Source organism: Fictibacillus sp. b24, from assembly GCF_030348825.1.
Taxonomy (GTDB): Bacteria; Bacillota; Bacilli; order Bacillales; family Fictibacillaceae; genus Fictibacillus.
Genome location: NZ_JAUCES010000005.1, coordinates 341,790 through 357,796, shown reverse-complemented (window position 1 = coordinate 357,796; position 16,007 = coordinate 341,790). Strand labels below are relative to the sequence as shown.

Annotated in this window: 18 protein-coding genes; 1 reads left to right on the top strand and 17 read right to left on the bottom strand. The window is 43.1% G+C overall.

Annotated features, from left to right (window positions below):
* Nucleotides 1-130 precede the first annotated feature (130 nt).
* The 14 genes from QUF49_RS01935 to QUF49_RS01870 all read right to left on the bottom strand — a co-directional run bounded on the left by QUF49_RS01935 (nt 131) and on the right by QUF49_RS01870 (nt 12,973).
* Entirely contained in the window at nt 131-1,789 is a 1,659-nt protein-coding gene (locus tag QUF49_RS01935; protein WP_289494069.1) for a glycerol-3-phosphate dehydrogenase/oxidase, read from the bottom strand.
* 233 nt (nt 1,790-2,022) lie between these two features.
* Nucleotides 2,023-3,525, bottom strand: a complete 1,503-nt coding sequence (gene glpK / locus QUF49_RS01930; protein ID WP_289494068.1) for a glycerol kinase GlpK — start codon at nt 3,523-3,525, stop codon at nt 2,023-2,025.
* A gap of 20 nt (nt 3,526-3,545) precedes the next feature.
* Nucleotides 3,546-4,373, bottom strand: a complete 828-nt coding sequence (locus tag QUF49_RS01925) for an MIP/aquaporin family protein (RefSeq protein ID WP_289494067.1) — start codon at nt 4,371-4,373, stop codon at nt 3,546-3,548.
* Between the two features lie 193 nt (nt 4,374-4,566).
* The gene (locus QUF49_RS01920) at nt 4,567-5,112 is read right to left on the bottom strand and encodes a glycerol-3-phosphate responsive antiterminator (protein WP_289494066.1); all 546 of its coding nucleotides are present in this window, start codon (nt 5,110-5,112) and stop codon (nt 4,567-4,569) included.
* Nucleotides 5,113-5,806: 694 nt separating this feature from the next.
* Nucleotides 5,807-6,214: a F0F1 ATP synthase subunit epsilon gene (locus QUF49_RS01915; RefSeq protein WP_289494065.1), complete on the bottom strand. Its 408-nt coding sequence runs from the start codon at nt 6,212-6,214 to the stop codon at nt 5,807-5,809.
* A 22-nt stretch (nt 6,215-6,236) separates the two neighbouring features.
* The gene (gene atpD / locus QUF49_RS01910) at nt 6,237-7,625 is read right to left on the bottom strand and encodes a F0F1 ATP synthase subunit beta (protein ID WP_289494064.1); all 1,389 of its coding nucleotides are present in this window, start codon (nt 7,623-7,625) and stop codon (nt 6,237-6,239) included.
* Between the two features lie 60 nt (nt 7,626-7,685).
* Entirely contained in the window at nt 7,686-8,537 is an 852-nt protein-coding gene (gene atpG / locus QUF49_RS01905) for an ATP synthase F1 subunit gamma (protein ID WP_289494063.1), read from the bottom strand.
* A 118-nt stretch (nt 8,538-8,655) separates the two neighbouring features.
* The gene (atpA, locus tag QUF49_RS01900) at nt 8,656-10,155 is read right to left on the bottom strand and encodes a F0F1 ATP synthase subunit alpha (protein WP_289494062.1); all 1,500 of its coding nucleotides are present in this window, start codon (nt 10,153-10,155) and stop codon (nt 8,656-8,658) included.
* A 19-nt stretch (nt 10,156-10,174) separates the two neighbouring features.
* A complete protein-coding gene (locus QUF49_RS01895) occupies nt 10,175-10,726 on the bottom strand; it encodes a F0F1 ATP synthase subunit delta (protein WP_289494061.1) in 552 nt (183 codons plus the stop codon).
* Entirely contained in the window at nt 10,723-11,241 is a 519-nt protein-coding gene (gene atpF / locus QUF49_RS01890; protein WP_289494060.1) for a F0F1 ATP synthase subunit B, read from the bottom strand. Before atpF ends, QUF49_RS01895 begins: the two co-directional genes overlap by 4 nt.
* A 108-nt stretch (nt 11,242-11,349) precedes the next feature.
* Entirely contained in the window at nt 11,350-11,565 is a 216-nt protein-coding gene (gene atpE, locus QUF49_RS01885) for a F0F1 ATP synthase subunit C (RefSeq protein WP_130293109.1), read from the bottom strand.
* 83 nt (nt 11,566-11,648) lie between these two features.
* A complete protein-coding gene (gene atpB, locus QUF49_RS01880) occupies nt 11,649-12,359 on the bottom strand; it encodes a F0F1 ATP synthase subunit A (protein WP_289494059.1) in 711 nt (236 codons plus the stop codon).
* A gap of 6 nt (nt 12,360-12,365) precedes the next feature.
* A complete protein-coding gene (locus QUF49_RS01875) occupies nt 12,366-12,752 on the bottom strand; it encodes an ATP synthase subunit I (RefSeq protein WP_289494058.1) in 387 nt (128 codons plus the stop codon).
* Nucleotides 12,749-12,973 carry an AtpZ/AtpI family protein gene (locus tag QUF49_RS01870; RefSeq protein WP_066244770.1) on the bottom strand — a complete coding sequence of 75 codons (225 nt, stop codon included), beginning with the start codon at nt 12,971-12,973 and terminating at the stop codon, nt 12,749-12,751. Before QUF49_RS01870 ends, QUF49_RS01875 begins: the two co-directional genes overlap by 4 nt.
* Nucleotides 12,974-13,265: 292 nt before the next feature.
* Between QUF49_RS01870 and QUF49_RS01865 the strand changes: the two genes are divergently transcribed.
* Nucleotides 13,266-13,691: a DUF3889 domain-containing protein gene (locus QUF49_RS01865; protein ID WP_289494057.1), complete on the top strand. Its 426-nt coding sequence runs from the start codon at nt 13,266-13,268 to the stop codon at nt 13,689-13,691.
* A 40-nt stretch (nt 13,692-13,731) separates the two neighbouring features.
* Here the strand turns inward: QUF49_RS01865 and QUF49_RS01860 are convergent, their stop codons facing one another.
* The 3 genes from QUF49_RS01860 to QUF49_RS01850 form a co-directional block, all read right to left on the bottom strand.
* Nucleotides 13,732-13,950, bottom strand: coding sequence for a hypothetical protein (locus QUF49_RS01860; RefSeq protein ID WP_289494056.1), 219 nt, complete (start codon nt 13,948-13,950; stop codon nt 13,732-13,734).
* Nucleotides 13,951-14,243: 293 nt separating this feature from the next.
* The gene (gene upp, locus QUF49_RS01855) at nt 14,244-14,873 is read right to left on the bottom strand and encodes a uracil phosphoribosyltransferase (RefSeq protein WP_066244766.1); all 630 of its coding nucleotides are present in this window, start codon (nt 14,871-14,873) and stop codon (nt 14,244-14,246) included.
* 415 nt (nt 14,874-15,288) lie between these two features.
* On the bottom strand, nt 15,289-15,936 hold the full coding sequence (locus tag QUF49_RS01850) for a class F sortase (protein WP_289494055.1): 648 nt from the start codon (nt 15,934-15,936) through the stop codon (nt 15,289-15,291).
* Between the last annotated feature and the right edge of the window lie 71 nt (nt 15,937-16,007).

The window sequence follows — 16,007 nt, the reverse complement described above, 5'->3', positions numbered from 1 at the left end:
AATCCGGCGAGTTTTTGCCATATATCGGCGAGTTTACAAATTTCGACATGCTTCCCACACTCAAATACCCCCACCACACAAAAAAGACATCCCGCTTCATAAACAAGCGGAATGCCCTCACTTCATCTTATTAGATCGCCTCTACCGACAATCTCAACTGTTCTTCAAATTGCTCTGCATGATCACGTTTTTGTTCTGCATCCCAGCTTAATTTATCTGCCATGCAGTTGATCACGCTGTCTTTCCACTTATAGACGGTATCGATGTCAAAGTATAAAGCGGACGTACGGCGGATCAAGAAGTCGGATGGTGTGGAAGTCATCTCATACTCTAACGCGTAAAGTAATGAAGCATATAGACTCTTTGGCAAATTGTAGTTCTTCGCCTCTTCACCGCGTTCTTTCATAAATCCATAAACGATATCGATGTTCGTACCATAACGCTGGACGAGCTCACGGGCTTTACTCTCATCTAAACCTAACGCTAAACCTTCTTGCACTTTCTTACGCAGGAAATCTCCAAAGTTTTTGCTGCCACCCATCTTACCACCAGATAGCTCCATGTGCTGTGTACGGCATCCTGGGAATTTCGCGCCTTCTTCTTCCCCAAGCTGGTCGCGGACAATGTCCACTACTTTTTCAGCCATCTTGCGGTAACCTGTAAGCTTACCGCCTGCGATCGTCAACAAGCCTGATGGCGAGTGGAACACTTCATCTTTACGAGAAATTTCAGAAGGTCCTTTTTTCGGTTCATGAATCAACGGACGCAATCCTGACCAAGAGGATTCTACATCGTCGCGTGTGATCTTCACATCCGGGAACATGAAAGTGATGGTGTTCAGTACATACTCTAGGTCTTCCTCTGTCATGCCAGGGTTTGCAAGGTCTCCCTTATAATCCGTATCCGTCGTTCCTACATACGTTTTTCCTGCACGCGGAATTGCGAATACCATACGGCCGTCTTCCGTGTCATAATACACCGCTTGCTTCAGCGGGAACTTTGATCCATCAATGACGAGGTGGATCCCCTTCGTATGATGAATTTCTTTGCCTGTTTTTGAACGATCTTCTTCGCGGAGTTCGTCTACCCAAGGACCTGTTGCGTTCACAATCTTCTTCGCATAGATCTCATGAACTTCACCTGTCAGCTGGTCTTCAACTTTTACTCCGACCGCTCTTTTTCCGTCATAGATAAAGCTTGTAACCTTCGCGTAGTTTACAGCTGATGCACCGCGTTCAACGGCTTCCTTCATGATTTCAAGCGTCAGACGAGCGTCATCTGTTTTGTATTCTACATAATAACCGCCGCCAAGCAGGTCTTTCTTTTTCAAAAGAGGCTCACGGCGCAGAGTCTCCTCAGATGAAAACATCTTTCTGCGTTCTTTTCGTTTTACACCTGCTAAGAAATCGTATACTTTAAGTCCGATAGACGTTGAGAATTTACCGAATGTGCCGCCTTTATAAAAAGGAAGAAGCATCCATTCTGGCGTTGTTACGTGCGGAGCGTTTTCGTACACGATCGCACGCTCTTTGCCTACTTCAGCAACGAGCTTTACTTCGAACTGTTTTAAGTAACGAAGTCCACCGTGCACAAGTTTTGTGGACCGGCTTGACGTTCCGGCAGCAAAGTCTTGCATCTCTACAAGACCTACTTTCATTCCGCGTGTTTGCGCGTCTAAAAGGATGCCAGCTCCCGTTACTCCGCCACCAATTACGAGCAGATCGAGCTTCTCTTTTTTCATACCACTAATAATTTCTTCTCTATTATATGTTGAAAATGATGCTGTCATTTTCTCTTCACTCCTTCTGTACAGAACCGATGGACACGTAGATGATACGGGTAGTTTTCCCCGAATCAGCGAACGCAACACGCGTTTTTCTACATTACCGCGTTTTAGCACGCAAAAAAAGACCACAAGAACCCCGCATCTTCTGTACGAGGTTTTGTGGTCTCTCCTGATCTCCAACCGGTTCAATATCAACTTGTTTTTAGTATAACTTAAGTTTTAACTTTTTTAAAGGGTTATGCTTTCGGTTTATACGCAATTGTTGCTTCAACCGCTTTTTTCCATCCTTCATAAAGCTCTGTACGCTCTTCCTCTTTCATGTTTACGTCAAAGTCTTTGTCCACTTTCCACTTATCTGCGATTTCTTGGCGATCGCCCCAGAAACCAACAGCAAGTCCTGCAAGATAAGCCGCACCAAGCGCTGTTGTTTCATTGATTTCTGGACGCTCAACAGGAACGTTTAAAATATCACTCTGGAACTGCATTAAGAAATTGTTCTTAACTGCTCCGCCATCTACACGGAGTTTCTTCAGTTCGATCCCTGAGTCTGCTTCCATTGCTGTTAAAACGTCTCTTGTTTGATAAGCAAGCGACTCAAGTGTAGCACGGATAAAATGTTCTTTTTCGGTACCGCGCGTAATGCCGAAGATCGCACCACGTGCTTCTGAATCCCAGTAAGGTGTGCCTAGCCCTACGAAGGCAGGGACTACATATACGCCATCTGTAGAAGCAACGCGTTCTGCATACTCTTCACTGTCCGCAGCGTTCTTTAACATGCGAAGACCGTCGCGCAGCCATTGAATCGCTGAACCCGCTACAAAAATACTTCCTTCTAAGGCGTATTCTACTTTCCCATCAATTCCCCATGCGATGGTCGTTAATAGGCCATGATCTGACTTAACCGCTTTTTCGCCTGTGTTCATCAGCATAAAGCAGCCCGTTCCATACGTATTTTTGGCCATTCCTTTTTCAAAGCATGCTTGTCCGAAAAGCGCCGCCTGCTGATCACCGGCGATTCCTGCAATCGGAATGTTTTTACCGAAAAAGTGATAGTCGATCGTTTCGCCATATACTTCAGATGAAGATTTTACTTCTGGAAGCATGGATTTCGGAACACCTAATATTTCAAGAAGCTCGTCATCCCATTTCAGGTCATAAATATTGTACATGAGCGTTCGTGAAGCGTTTGAATAGTCGGTAACGTGAGCCTTACCACCTGTGAGCTTCCAAACAAGCCACGTGTCGATCGTTCCGAATAAAAGGTCTCCGTTTTCTGCTTTTTCTCTAGCTCCCTCTACGTTATCAAGAATCCATTTTACTTTTGTTCCTGAGAAATAAGCGTCGATTAAAAGTCCGGTTTTATCACGGAACTTGTCGTTCAGTCCTTGATTTTTCAGTTCATCACAGATCTCTGCTGTTTGACGGGATTGCCAAACGATTGCGTTGTGAACCGGTTTTCCTGTGTTCTTATCCCAAACAACCGTTGTCTCACGCTGATTCGTAATACCGATTGAAGCAATTTCACCTGGATCTGTGTCTGTTTTCGAAAGAACTTCTGCCACAACAGCTAAGATCGTTCCCCAGATCTCTTGAGCATCATGTTCCACCCAGCCTGGCTTCGGGAAATGCTGCTTAAATTCTTTTTGAGAGATTTCAACGACCTCTCCTGCTTTGTTAAAAAGAATCGCTCTTGAGCTTGTTGTTCCTTGATCGAGTGCAATGATATATTTTTTTTCCATAAGTAAGCCCTCCCAAAAATTTAGTTTTCTATTTCATCTCCATGTGGCAATGCATGTGTGCCTTTGCTTCCTAAGAAAAACGTAATGACGAAAACGGCTAGTGAAACAACTGTCCAGATCCAGAAAAGCGTAGTCACTTTTCCAGTAAAGACCGCCTGATAAAATAATGAACCGAACACACCGCCAAGAATTGGTCCAACGACTGGGATCCAGGAATACGTCCAGTTGGATCCGCCTTTGCCTGGAATCGGCAAGAGAAAGTGTGCAATTCTGGGACCAAGATCACGTGCAGGATTGATCGCGTACCCTGTTGGTCCACCGAGTGATAATCCGATCGCCACGATAAGAAATCCAACGATCAAAGGATTTAATCCATCTGAAAATTTATTCGCTCCGATTGACAATAATCCTACTAGTAAAACCGCGGTTCCAATAAATTCTGATAAAAGATTCGAAAACGTGTGCGGAATTGCAGGGTCTGTAGAGAAAACGCCTAGCTTAACCGCTGGGTCATCCGTCGCTTTCCAATGCGGCAGGAAGTGAAAATAAACTACCATTCCGCCAAGCATTCCGCCAAGTACTTGAGCGATAATATACGCTGGTACATCAGACCAAGCAAATTCACCGATAGATGCGAGTCCGAGTGTAACTGCCGGGTTAAGGTGCGCGCCGCTAAAGCTTCCGACAGCATAAACTGCCATTGCAACTGCTAGTCCCCAAGCAAGTGCGACAACGATCCATCCGCCCCCTTGAGCTTTCGATTTGTTTAAGGAAACGTTTGCAACAACGCCACCGCCAAAAATAATTAAAATCATTGTACCTATAAGTTCTGCCATGAATGTTGACATCTTTATTCCTCCCCTATGTTTTGACAAGCGCTGTTAATGTGCGGAATTCGAACAAAAAAAGACCCAGCAAAAGATACCTATAGTTGTGCTATAAGTAACCCTTTGTGGATCTCCATGTTCTCCGTCACGTTTATTAACTTGTCTCTATTATAGCAAGGATGTAAACGTTGTCAAACGTTATTTCACGAGAACATTATATCCACAATTCCGGGTTTGAAGTTGTTACCGCCTCTGCACCTGCATCAAGAGCTTCTTGTACGTTCAATTTTGTACGAATTAATCCTCCAGCAATTATCGGTATACCCGCCTGGTTACTCACTTCTTGTATTATTTCCGGCATGATGCCCGGCAAAACCTCTAAATAGTCTGGCTGTGCACGTTCGATGACTTTATAACTCGTTTCAAGCGCTAGCGAGTCCAATAAAAATAAGCGCTGAACGGCGATCATGTTCTTCTTTTTGGCGCGGATGATGCAATTTGAGCGTGTTGAGATGATTCCTGCCGGCTTCATTTCTTGAGCTAAAAAATCTACCGCATATTCATTCGCTTTTAATCCGTTGATCAAATCAAGGTGAACCAGCACCTTCTTGTTTCTTTCGTTCGCCATAGCGATCATAAACTTCAGTTGACTGATATGTGTATCCAAACAAACGATGTATGTATATTTGCTATTCAGCAGTTTTTCAAAATCCTTCATCTTCCTGGCTGCCGGTAAGACTTGCTGTCCATGAAAGCTCATCGTGCACACTCCTCATCTTTCTTTAGCATTCACCTTTTCGAGTATTTTATTGCAATTTGGGTATTTGTCTTTTTTACATATTATGTGATAATACCACATACAAGCTCTGCAGGACGAGGATTTGTAAGTTTATTTAGTTTTTGAAAGCTGTATTTTCCTGGTTCCGCCGGTATATGAATTAACTCGATAAGACCGTTGAACGTCATCCATTAGACCGTGATGATTTATTTAGAGAGACTCTCTGATCTTGTTTTTGAACAAGTCGGAGGAGTTTTCGGGCTTTGGAGTAGTTATTAACTTTAAAAAAACTTCTAAAATATTAAGTTTTTTTCTTTAATCGTGATTTTGGCTTTAAAAGAGTTAAAAATGGGGCAGTTTCGGTTACCAAAACTGGTCTTTGAATATACCTAACGGGGTAATTGACCCATTAATCCAAGATATTTGTTCAATATTACCGCGAGTTTCAGGATTATTCCCGCGAGTTTTGATCATAATCCAGCGAGTTTTTGCCATATATCGGCGAGTCGATTAATCTCGACATTTTTCGCCATGGTTATACCCCCACCTCAAACAGTAAACAGCCTGCTCATCCTGCTCACTCTCCACCTCATGCGTCACAACTCACAAAACCCCACCACCACAAACAAAAAAGCCCTCCAGCTCTCCAAATCTGGAAAGCTGAAAGGCTTGAAAATTATCGCTTTGCTGCTACGTCGATACGGTTGATCGCACGTTTTAGTGCCAACTCCGCACGCGTTGCATCTAAGTTGTCTTGTTTGTTGCCTGCAAGACGCTTCTCGGCACGTTCTTTTGATGCACGTGCGCGATCCACTTCGATTTCGCCAGCGATTTCAGCAGCTTCTGCTAAGATCGTGACTTTTTCAGGTCGCACTTCAATAAATCCACCGCTAACGGCCACATATTGTGTTTTCCCATCAACGTCGTGAACACGCACGGCGCTGATCGTTAAAGGAGCTACAAGAGGGATATGGCCTGGAAGAATTCCAAGCTCCCCACTTTTTGCTTTCGCGCTGACCATTTTCGCATTTCCTTCAAACACAGGACCATCAGGGGTTACTACGCTGACTTGAATGGTTTTCATCCAATCTTACCCCTTTCAGGCATTAGGCCAAAGTTTTTGCTTTTTCAATAGCATCCTCAATAGAGCCTACGAGATGGAACGCTGATTCCGGAAGATCATCGTATTTTCCTTCAAGGATTTCTTTGAATCCACGAACTGTATCTTTAACAGGAACGTATGAACCTTTTTGTCCTGTAAATTGTTCTGCAACGTGGAAGTTTTGAGATAAGAAGAACTGGATACGACGCGCACGGTGTACAACAAGCTTATCGTCTTCAGAAAGCTCGTCCATACCTAGGATTGCGATGATATCTTGAAGTTCTTTATAACGCTGTAAAGTAGCCTGTACTTTACGAGCTACTTCATAATGCTCTTCTCCAACGATCTCAGGAGAAAGTGCACGTGAAGTCGAAGCCAAAGGATCTACCGCTGGATAGATACCCATAGCTGTTAGTTTACGCTCAAGGTTTGTTGTTGCATCTAAGTGAGCAAACGCTGTAGCTGGAGCCGGATCCGTATAGTCATCGGCAGGTACATAGATTGCTTGGATAGATGTTACAGAACCTTTTTTCGTAGATGTGATACGCTCTTGTAATTGACCCATCTCAGTTGCAAGAGTCGGCTGGTAACCTACCGCTGATGGCATACGGCCAAGAAGGGCAGATACTTCAGAACCTGCTTGCGTGAAACGGAAGATATTATCTACGAAGAAAAGAACGTCTTGTCCTTGTTCGTCACGGAAGAATTCAGCCATTGTCAAACCAGAAAGAGCGATACGTGCACGTGCTCCAGGCGGCTCGTTCATTTGTCCGAATACCATTGCCGTCTTCTTGATAACACCAGAGTCGCTCATCTCGTGGTAAAGGTCATTCCCTTCACGAGTACGCTCACCAACACCTGCGAATACGGAGATACCACCGTGCTCTTGTGCGATGTTGTTGATTAGCTCCTGGATAAGAACTGTTTTACCTACACCCGCACCACCGAAAAGACCGATTTTTCCACCTTTTACGTATGGAGCGATAAGGTCAACTACCTTGATTCCTGTTTCAAGAATCTCAGTTTTTGTTGTTAATTCTTCAAAAGAAGGTGCTGAACGGTGAATTGGGTCACGGCGAACATCTGCCGGTACTGCCTCACCAAGGTCAATGTGATCACCTGTTACGTTAAATACGCGTCCAAGTGTTGCTTCACCTACTGGTACAGAAATCGGCTTACCTGAGTCAGCGATTTCCATCCCACGAACAAGACCATCCGTTGAATCCATTGCGATTGTACGAACCATGTTATCACCAAGGTGAAGTGCTACTTCTAGTGTTAAGTCAACACCCTCAGCGCTAACAGTTAAAGCGTTAAGCAATTCTGGAAGCTGGCCTTCAAACTTTACGTCAACGACCGGTCCAAGAATTTGAGTAATATAGCCTTTATTCATCGGTTTCCCTCCTATCTTACTTTGCACATTAGCTGCTAGAATCACTTTTTAAATAAAAGTCTATTCTAGAGCTGCTACACCGCCGACGATTTCCGTAATTTCCTGAGTGATGGCTGCTTGACGCTCACGGTTGTACGAGAGGTTCAATTGGCCGATCAGTTCATTAGCGTTATCCGTTGCATTTCTCATCGCAGTCATACGAGAAGCATGCTCGGCTGCTTTCGCATCAAGTAAAGCACCATAAATCAAGCTCTCTGCATATTGAGGAAGAAGCACTTCAAGGATCTCGTCCTCTGATGGTTCATACTCATAAGAAGATTTTGATTTTGTTGCAGCGATATCTGTTAACGGAAGAAGCTTCTTCTCCGTCAGATCGCTCTGAATGGCACTTACAAAATGGTTGTAATACATGTAAAGCTCATCAAATGTCCCGTCCGCATAAAGACCTACTGCCTTTGATGCGATCGCCTTAATCTCAGCAAAGGATGGCTGGTCTGCCACACCTGTGATGCTGTCCAAGATAGACATCTTACGGCTTTTGAAAAAGTTCACACCCACTTTACCGATTACGATCAATGCGTACTCATCTGGTGACTTGTGACGCTCTTGAATCGTACGATAAACGTGGCGCAAAATATTCGAGTTATAAGCTCCTGCCAATCCACGGTCAGCTGTAACGACGAAATAGCCCGTCTTCTTCACTGGTCGTGTTAAAAGCATGGAGTGTTTCGCGTTGCTGCCAGATGCGATGCTTCCAACCACTTCTTGGATCTTGTCCACGTAAGGGCCGAAAGATTTTGCATTTTGCTCAGCACGGTTTAGCTTTGCAGCTGAAACCATCTCCATCGCTTTTGTGATCTGCATTGTCTTTTTAGTAGAGTCAATACGTGCTTTAATATCTTTCAATGCCATTCATTTTCACCACCTTTATGGGTAGTTTAAAAATCGGTTAACCTCATTTTAAACATAGTAAGCTGGTTGCAGGGCACGGCTAACCGCCGTACCGCTGCTTTAAAGTCTATTTAAAATCTTACGCGAATGTCTTTTTGAATGCTTTGATCGCTTCGTCTAGGCTGTCGTCACCAGGAAGTTTTCCAGATGTCTTGATTGCATCAAGAACGTCTTTAGAGTTAGCTTCCATGTGAGCGTAAAGCGCTTCTTCAAAGCGGTTTACATCTTCAACAGCTACATCATCAATGTAACCACGAGTCAATGCATAAAGGATTGCAACTTGGTGCTCAACTTTTAGCGGCTTGTGAAGTCCTTGCTTAAGTACTTCAACAGTACGTGCACCACGGTTAAGTTTTGCTTGAGTTGCTTTATCAAGGTCAGATCCGAACTGAGCGAATGCTTCAAGCTCACGGTATGAAGCAAGATCCAGACGAAGTGTACCAGATACTTTGCTCATCGCTTTGATCTGAGCAGCTCCCCCTACACGAGAAACGGAGATACCTGCGTTGATCGCCGGACGAACACCGGAGAAGAACAAGTCAGATTGTAAGAAAATCTGTCCGTCTGTGATAGAGATAACGTTTGTTGGAATATAAGCAGATACGTCAGATGCTTGCGTTTCGATGAACGGAAGCGCTGTGATCGATCCGCCGCCTAGCTCGTCATTCAGCTTCGCAGCACGCTCTAGTAAACGTGAGTGAAGGTAGAATACGTCCCCTGGATAAGCTTCACGGCCTGGAGGACGGCGAAGTAGCAAGGAAAGCTCACGATAAGCTGCAGCTTGCTTAGAAAGATCATCATAAATGATCAATACGTGCTTACCAGCCCACATGAATTCTTCAGCCATAGATACCCCAGCATAAGGAGCTAGGAACAACATTGGTGCAGGTTGAGAAGCAGATGCTGATACAACGATTGTGTAATCAAGCGCTCCGTGTTGACGAAGTGTTTCTACAACGCCCGCAACTGTTGATTCTTTTTGTCCGATCGCTACATAGATACAGATCATATCTTGATCTTTTTGGTTAAGGATCGTATCGATCGCTACAGCTGTTTTACCTGTTTGACGGTCACCGATGATAAGCTCACGTTGTCCGCGTCCGATTGGCACAAGTGCGTCAATCGCTTTGATACCTGTTTGAAGCGGCTCATGTACTGATTTACGAGCCATTACGCCTGGAGCTTTTTGCTCGATAGGACGAGTTTTTGTAGTCGCAACTGGACCTTTACCGTCGATCGGCTGTCCAAGAGGGTTAACTACACGGCCAAGAAGCTCTTCACCTACAGGAACTTCCATGATGCGTCCTGTACGTTTTACTTCGTCACCTTCACGAATTTCTTGGTAAGGCCCAAGAATGATGATACCTACGTTGTTTTCTTCAAGGTTTTGGGCCATACCCATTACACCGTTAGAAAATTCAACAAGCTCACCAGCCATTACGTTATCTAATCCATGGGCACGGGCAATACCGTCACCGACCTGGATAACTGTACCCACATCATTAACTTCGATCTCAGATTGATAGTTTTCAATCTGTTTTTTTATTAAAGCACTGATTTCTTCAGCTTTAATGCTCATGAATTTCACCCCTATCCTCTCAGCTTCCGTTAGAAGCTAATTGACGTTCCATTCGATTCAACTTTCCGCTGATGCTTCCGTCAAAAATACGGTTGCCAATGCGGATTTTGATTCCTCCAACAAGGGAAGGATCTACAATATTATTAATGCGCAACGCTCTTTTGCCGACTCGGGCAGCAAACGTTTGCTCCAACTTTTGTATCTCTGAGTCTGATAAAGGACGTACAGAGTATACATTTGCGTCGGCAACGCCTTGTGCCTCATTTGCTAATTCAATGAACTGCGCTGCCATCTCTGTGATGTATGTGTAACGGTTGCGGTCTACCATCAGATAGATCGTGTTCATTACAGCAGTAGAAAGGTCAGCTCCAACGCTCTCTTTGATCAGTTCTTTCTTCTGATCTTTTGATACTTTTGGATGCGATAAAACTTTTTGAAGATCTTTGTTGATCTCCAGTACGTTTTTCACAAGGCGCAATTCTGAAACTGTATCTTCAAGTTTCGTAACACCAACTACTTCAAATAGTGCTAATGCATAACGTTTTGCTACGATTGCTTGATCTTTGCTCATCGAGACTCGCCTACCTCTTGAAGGTATTCGTTAATGAGCTTCTCCTGAGAGCTTTCATCAAGTTCTTTTGCAATAACTTTAGAAGCGATTTTAACGGATAGAGTAGCAACTTCTTGACGAAGTGTTGCAACTGCTTTTTCTTTCTCAGAAGCGATTTCAGCCAATGCAGCTTCTTTCACACGCTCAGCTTCGTCACGAGATGCTTTAATAATTGCTTCACCTTGTGCTTCGCCTTGCTTTTTCGCATTATCGATAATAGCTTTTGCTTCATCTTTCGCTTTCTTCAACTCTTCAACTTGAGTCTCCAGATAGCTTTTAGCTTCTTGACGGGATTTTTCAGCCGCATCAATTTCGCTGTTGATATGTGATTGGCGCTCTTTCATGATTCCCATTAATGGGCCCCATGCGTATTTACGCAATAATACTAGTAGGATTAAAAATGCAGCCAGCTGGTAAAGAATATCACCTGTGTTCAGGCCTCCACCTGCAGCAGCACCTAGAATTAAGTTTTGCACACCATTTCCTCCCTTCAATCAATCATACATAAGGAATGGCGAAGGGTAGTCTCACTACGGAAACTTGCTTCGCCATTATAGAAATCGTAATAAACAGTGGTTGTTAGATTACTCAGCGCCAAGAGCGATGAACGCAATAACTACACCGATGATTGGAAGTGCTTCAACTAACGCAACCCCGATGAACATTGTTGTTTGAAGAGTACCACGTAGTTCTGGTTGACGAGCGATCCCCTCAACTGTACGTCCTACGATTAAACCGTTACCAATACCAGCACCAAGTGCCGCTAGACCTACCGCGATTGCAGCTGCAATAAGATTCATGATAAAATTTCTCCCTTCTGAATTCCATTAAAGTTTTTATGAAAATGGGCTTCTATATATAGAAGCTTGATTTTTCCCGATAATTAGTGATCGTGACTTACTTTGTGAGCCAAGTAAACCATTGTTAGCATCGTGAAGATAAATGCTTGGATGGCACCAACGAAAACGGAGAAGCCTTGCCACACGATTAGTGGGAAGATTCCTAGCACGCCAGCAAAAATACCCATCTTAGTTAAACCTACTAATAGACCTAAAAGCATCTCACCAGCGAAGATGTTTCCGTAAAGACGAAGACCAAGCGTTAATGTGTTCGCAAACTCTTCAATAATCTTTAGTGGGAACAAGAACTTCATTGGCTTGAAGAATTCAGATCCATATTCCTTGAACCCTTTCATTCTCACACCGTAATAGTGTGATAGAGCCACTACCATAACTGCTAGAGTCAATGTAATGGTCGGGTCTGCAGTAGGGGATTTCCACCATAGATTATGGTCGACTACTACTGCAAAAGGTAATCCCAGCATGTTGGCAACGAAAATATACATAATTAGTGTAAGTCCTAAAGCTAAAAAGCGTCCGCCCGTATGCCAATCCATTGTGCTGTTGATGATTCCTTTTACGAAATCGACTACCCATTCAAGGAAGTTTTGCATTCCTCCTGGTCGCATTGACAGGGTTCGAGTAGCGAGTACCGCAATAAGGAAAACAATAACGGATGAAACTGTGATCATTAGTACGTTTGACAGATTAAAAGTCAAACCTAGAAAATCAGCTGTAACTGCACCATGTTCCACCTATGTTCACCTCTTTTCCTTTTGAGTGCTGAAGCTTTGAGTTAGTGAATCTATTAACATGATAATGTAGACTGACATCAATCCCACTACCACACTTAATAAATGAAAATGTTCCGGGTATTTCATCGCGATGAGCACCGCTAACCCTGCAAAGAGGAGTCTTGAAAGTGAACCGAGTGTTTTCACTCTTTTCTGCTGAATAACTGCTTGTCCCATTCTTTCGATCTTTGAGTACATGCTCCAAAGATTATAGAGACTGAACACAGTTCCTAGAGCCAGTCCTAAAAAGATGGCTTTATAAGGAGTGACAGCATAACCGACGAATAAAAGAGAGAGAAGATACAATGTGTACTTTATGTATTTGAAAAACACTGATTTGTACTCATTCATCATTGCCCGTCCCCTGAAAACTTCGATATTAAGCGGATCATCCCGTAAACACCTGTTCCAAGACCTAGAAACAACCCGATGATAAGGAAGATTGGAAATTCATTGCCGACTTTCTCGTCCAGCCATTTCCCTCCAAAAAGTCCAACCAAAATGCATCCAACAAGCTGAGAAAGAATGCCAGACATTAAAGCCATCGCTTTATAAGGGCGTTTCCCGTTGCTCATATCGTATGGACTCCTTCCTAATGGAAACTTGGTAATTTTTTTCTTGAAAAACCTTGAAATAACAAGAATGTAAACCTTACCATATTCCCTTTGTAAGAATACAATAGTGACATTTCTATGTCAACGACTTCCGGGACGGTTTATTAAATAAATTGTGGAAATTTTGTGGCTTGTTACAATGGTTTATTATTCACTTTGTTTACTACTTATTCCTACTATTACCATTTTCCTGAATAATTAACTGCTTTTGATAAATACTTACATTAAATATATGTGAAGGAGCTTGTTCGACATGAAACAAAAAGTAATTATTTTATTTGCAGCGATCTCAGTTTTTGTGGCAAGTGGCTGCATGAACAATGACAAGAAGCCGACGGAAGAGTCTACAGATATGAGAAACAATGTTGAGAACGATCGTACGAAACCATTAAACGTTCAATATAATGACCAGACCCCTACAGACGATATGAATTCATCTGTGACACAAAAAGATTATGCAAAATGGGGCAAGATGGCCCTAGCTGAAACAAGAAAAAAGTATCCGAACAGCAAAGTGAGCGATTATCAGTACGATACACGACGCGTAAGTCCGGATGGCACCATAACAGATTACTTTGATTTTACGGTGTATCAAAAGGATAAGAAACATCTTGTAAAAGTCGGCGTGATGCATGACGACAACAAGCTGATGGATATGAAGTTTGAGGAGATGAACTAATTCAACTATTGGTAAGAAGGCTGACGGTCAGCCTTCTTTTTTATTGGAAGTGGTTGATTTCCGTTCCAGATGCTCGCTTTCCGCGGGGCAGGCGGTGAGCCACATTTGTACGTTTCACTTTTAAGTGTCTCACCTGCCCGCCTATGGAAGTATTCTTGCTCCTGCGTCTACAAGCAAACTCTATCGATGTAGAATTCCTCGTCGCATGCCTTGCAAGAAGTTTCTCAGGTGGTAGGCACGCACCTTGCACTCCAATCAACTGTCACAGAAGAACATAAAAATAAGGTTTGAAAGTAACAATAATCTTTTAGAAAACGTTCGCGCAGGATTGCTTTGTTTGCGCGCGTGTTCGACAAAGTTACGCGCACCTTTGCCGAAGTTTCACGCGTATTCACATTATTTCCGCGCGCCTCGAGGCTTTTCTCGCGCAGCCATCTATTCGTAGCAAAATTTCATTATGTTCAGGGAAGATTATTGCACGCTTAAAATAAAAAAATGACCCGACAGAGGTTTTTTCACCTTCCATCGAGTCAGTTTCATCATTTTTCCGTCTTATTTTGTTCCGAATAAACGATCTCCAGCGTCGCCAAGACCTGGAACGATGTATCCGTGGTCGTTTAATTTTTCATCAAGTGCTGCTAAGAAAATATCAACGTCTGGGTGCTCTTCTTGAATCACTTTAACACCTTCTGGAGCTGCTACTAAGCACATAAGCTTAATGTTTTTCGCGCCGCGCTTCTTAATCGACTCGATTGCTGCAGCTGCAGATCCACCTGTAGCAAGCATCGGATCGATCACGATGAAATCACGCTCTTCCACATCTGAAGGAAGCTTCACGTAGTATTCGATCGGTGTTAGTGTTTCAGGATCTCGGTAAAGACCAACATGTCCAACTTTTGCTGCTGGAATCAGCTTGAGGATTCCGTCTACCATTCCAAGTCCTGCACGAAGGATCGGTACTAGCCCTAATTTTTTCCCAGCGATTGTTTTCATTGTCGCTTCAGCAACCGGCGTTTTTACAGTTACTTCTTGCAATGGAAGGTCACGTGTAATTTCAAAAGCCATCAGTCCCGCTACCTCATCAACAAGCTCGCGGAATTCTTTTGTACCCGTTCTTTCATCACGGATGTATGTTAATTTATGCTGAATTAACGGATGATCAAGGACATATACATTGCTCATGTTTAAGCACCTCTCCTTATGTAACTTTTATTGTCGTTCAAAAAGCATCTCTAGCATTGTACAGAAAAACAACATCTACTTCAAGGAAAATTAGCGGCTGATGACCAGAAATTAGACTCCAAATTTTACATATAAACTCTTCTACTACTATTCCCTGAATTCAGAGGTGAAATCCTGAAAAAACTTTCTATCTGCTTGCTGCCCTCGTGGGAGAATTGAGCCCAAAATGAAGTTTACTGTCCACTTTTCTGATTTTACTGTCCACTTCGACTATATTACTGTCCACTTTTCCGATTTTACTGTCCACTTCCGCAATAATACTGTCCACTTAGTTCTCCCTCAACCGCACATCAAAAAAACACCCAAACGAATGGATGCTTTTGGATAATTTTGATACTCTATGATTTTCATTCTCTTACTTATCCGTTTTCAACTCTGTATAAACAACCAATCTCTCTTCATGCGTGCCTTCATCACGATTAAAGGTACCGGTACAGGTTATTAAGTTCAGCTTGCTTCCATACGAATAGTCGAATATTTTATCGACAGGCGCGTTTTTTCTGTCGTATTTTTCTTTTCCTGTTACTTCAAAAGTCAGTGTTTTGCCGTCTTTGTTTTTAACGATCACTTCATCGCCTTTTTCAAGGTCTTCTAGTTTATAAAACACAGCTGGACCTGTCTTACTGTCAACATGCCCTGCGATTACAGCATTTCCCGGCGACCCGGGTTTCGCCCCGTCACCAAACCAGCCTACGGTATCCATTCCTTTAGGAACACCCATCTGTCCATTTTTCAACGTACCGACTTTTTCAATTTCAGTGTTAATATTCAATGCTGGAATTTCAATCGCAGAAGGTGTTATTCCCTCTGTATCTGCTTTTAGCTTTAATCCTTTAGGCGGTGTCAAATTAGTAGAAGAAGATGCCACTTCTTCCTGCTGCTCTTGCTTTTTCACAGATTCGGCAGGTTTATTAGTAGCCTCATTTTTATCATTCACATCAGCATTTGAACAGCCGCTTACAATCAGCCCAGCTAAAAGAATGCCCGCAACTATTTTTTTCATAAAAAACCTTCCTTTCCATCTCAATTAGATAGAAAAGATGGAGGACTCATTCGTCCTCCACTCTTTACTCT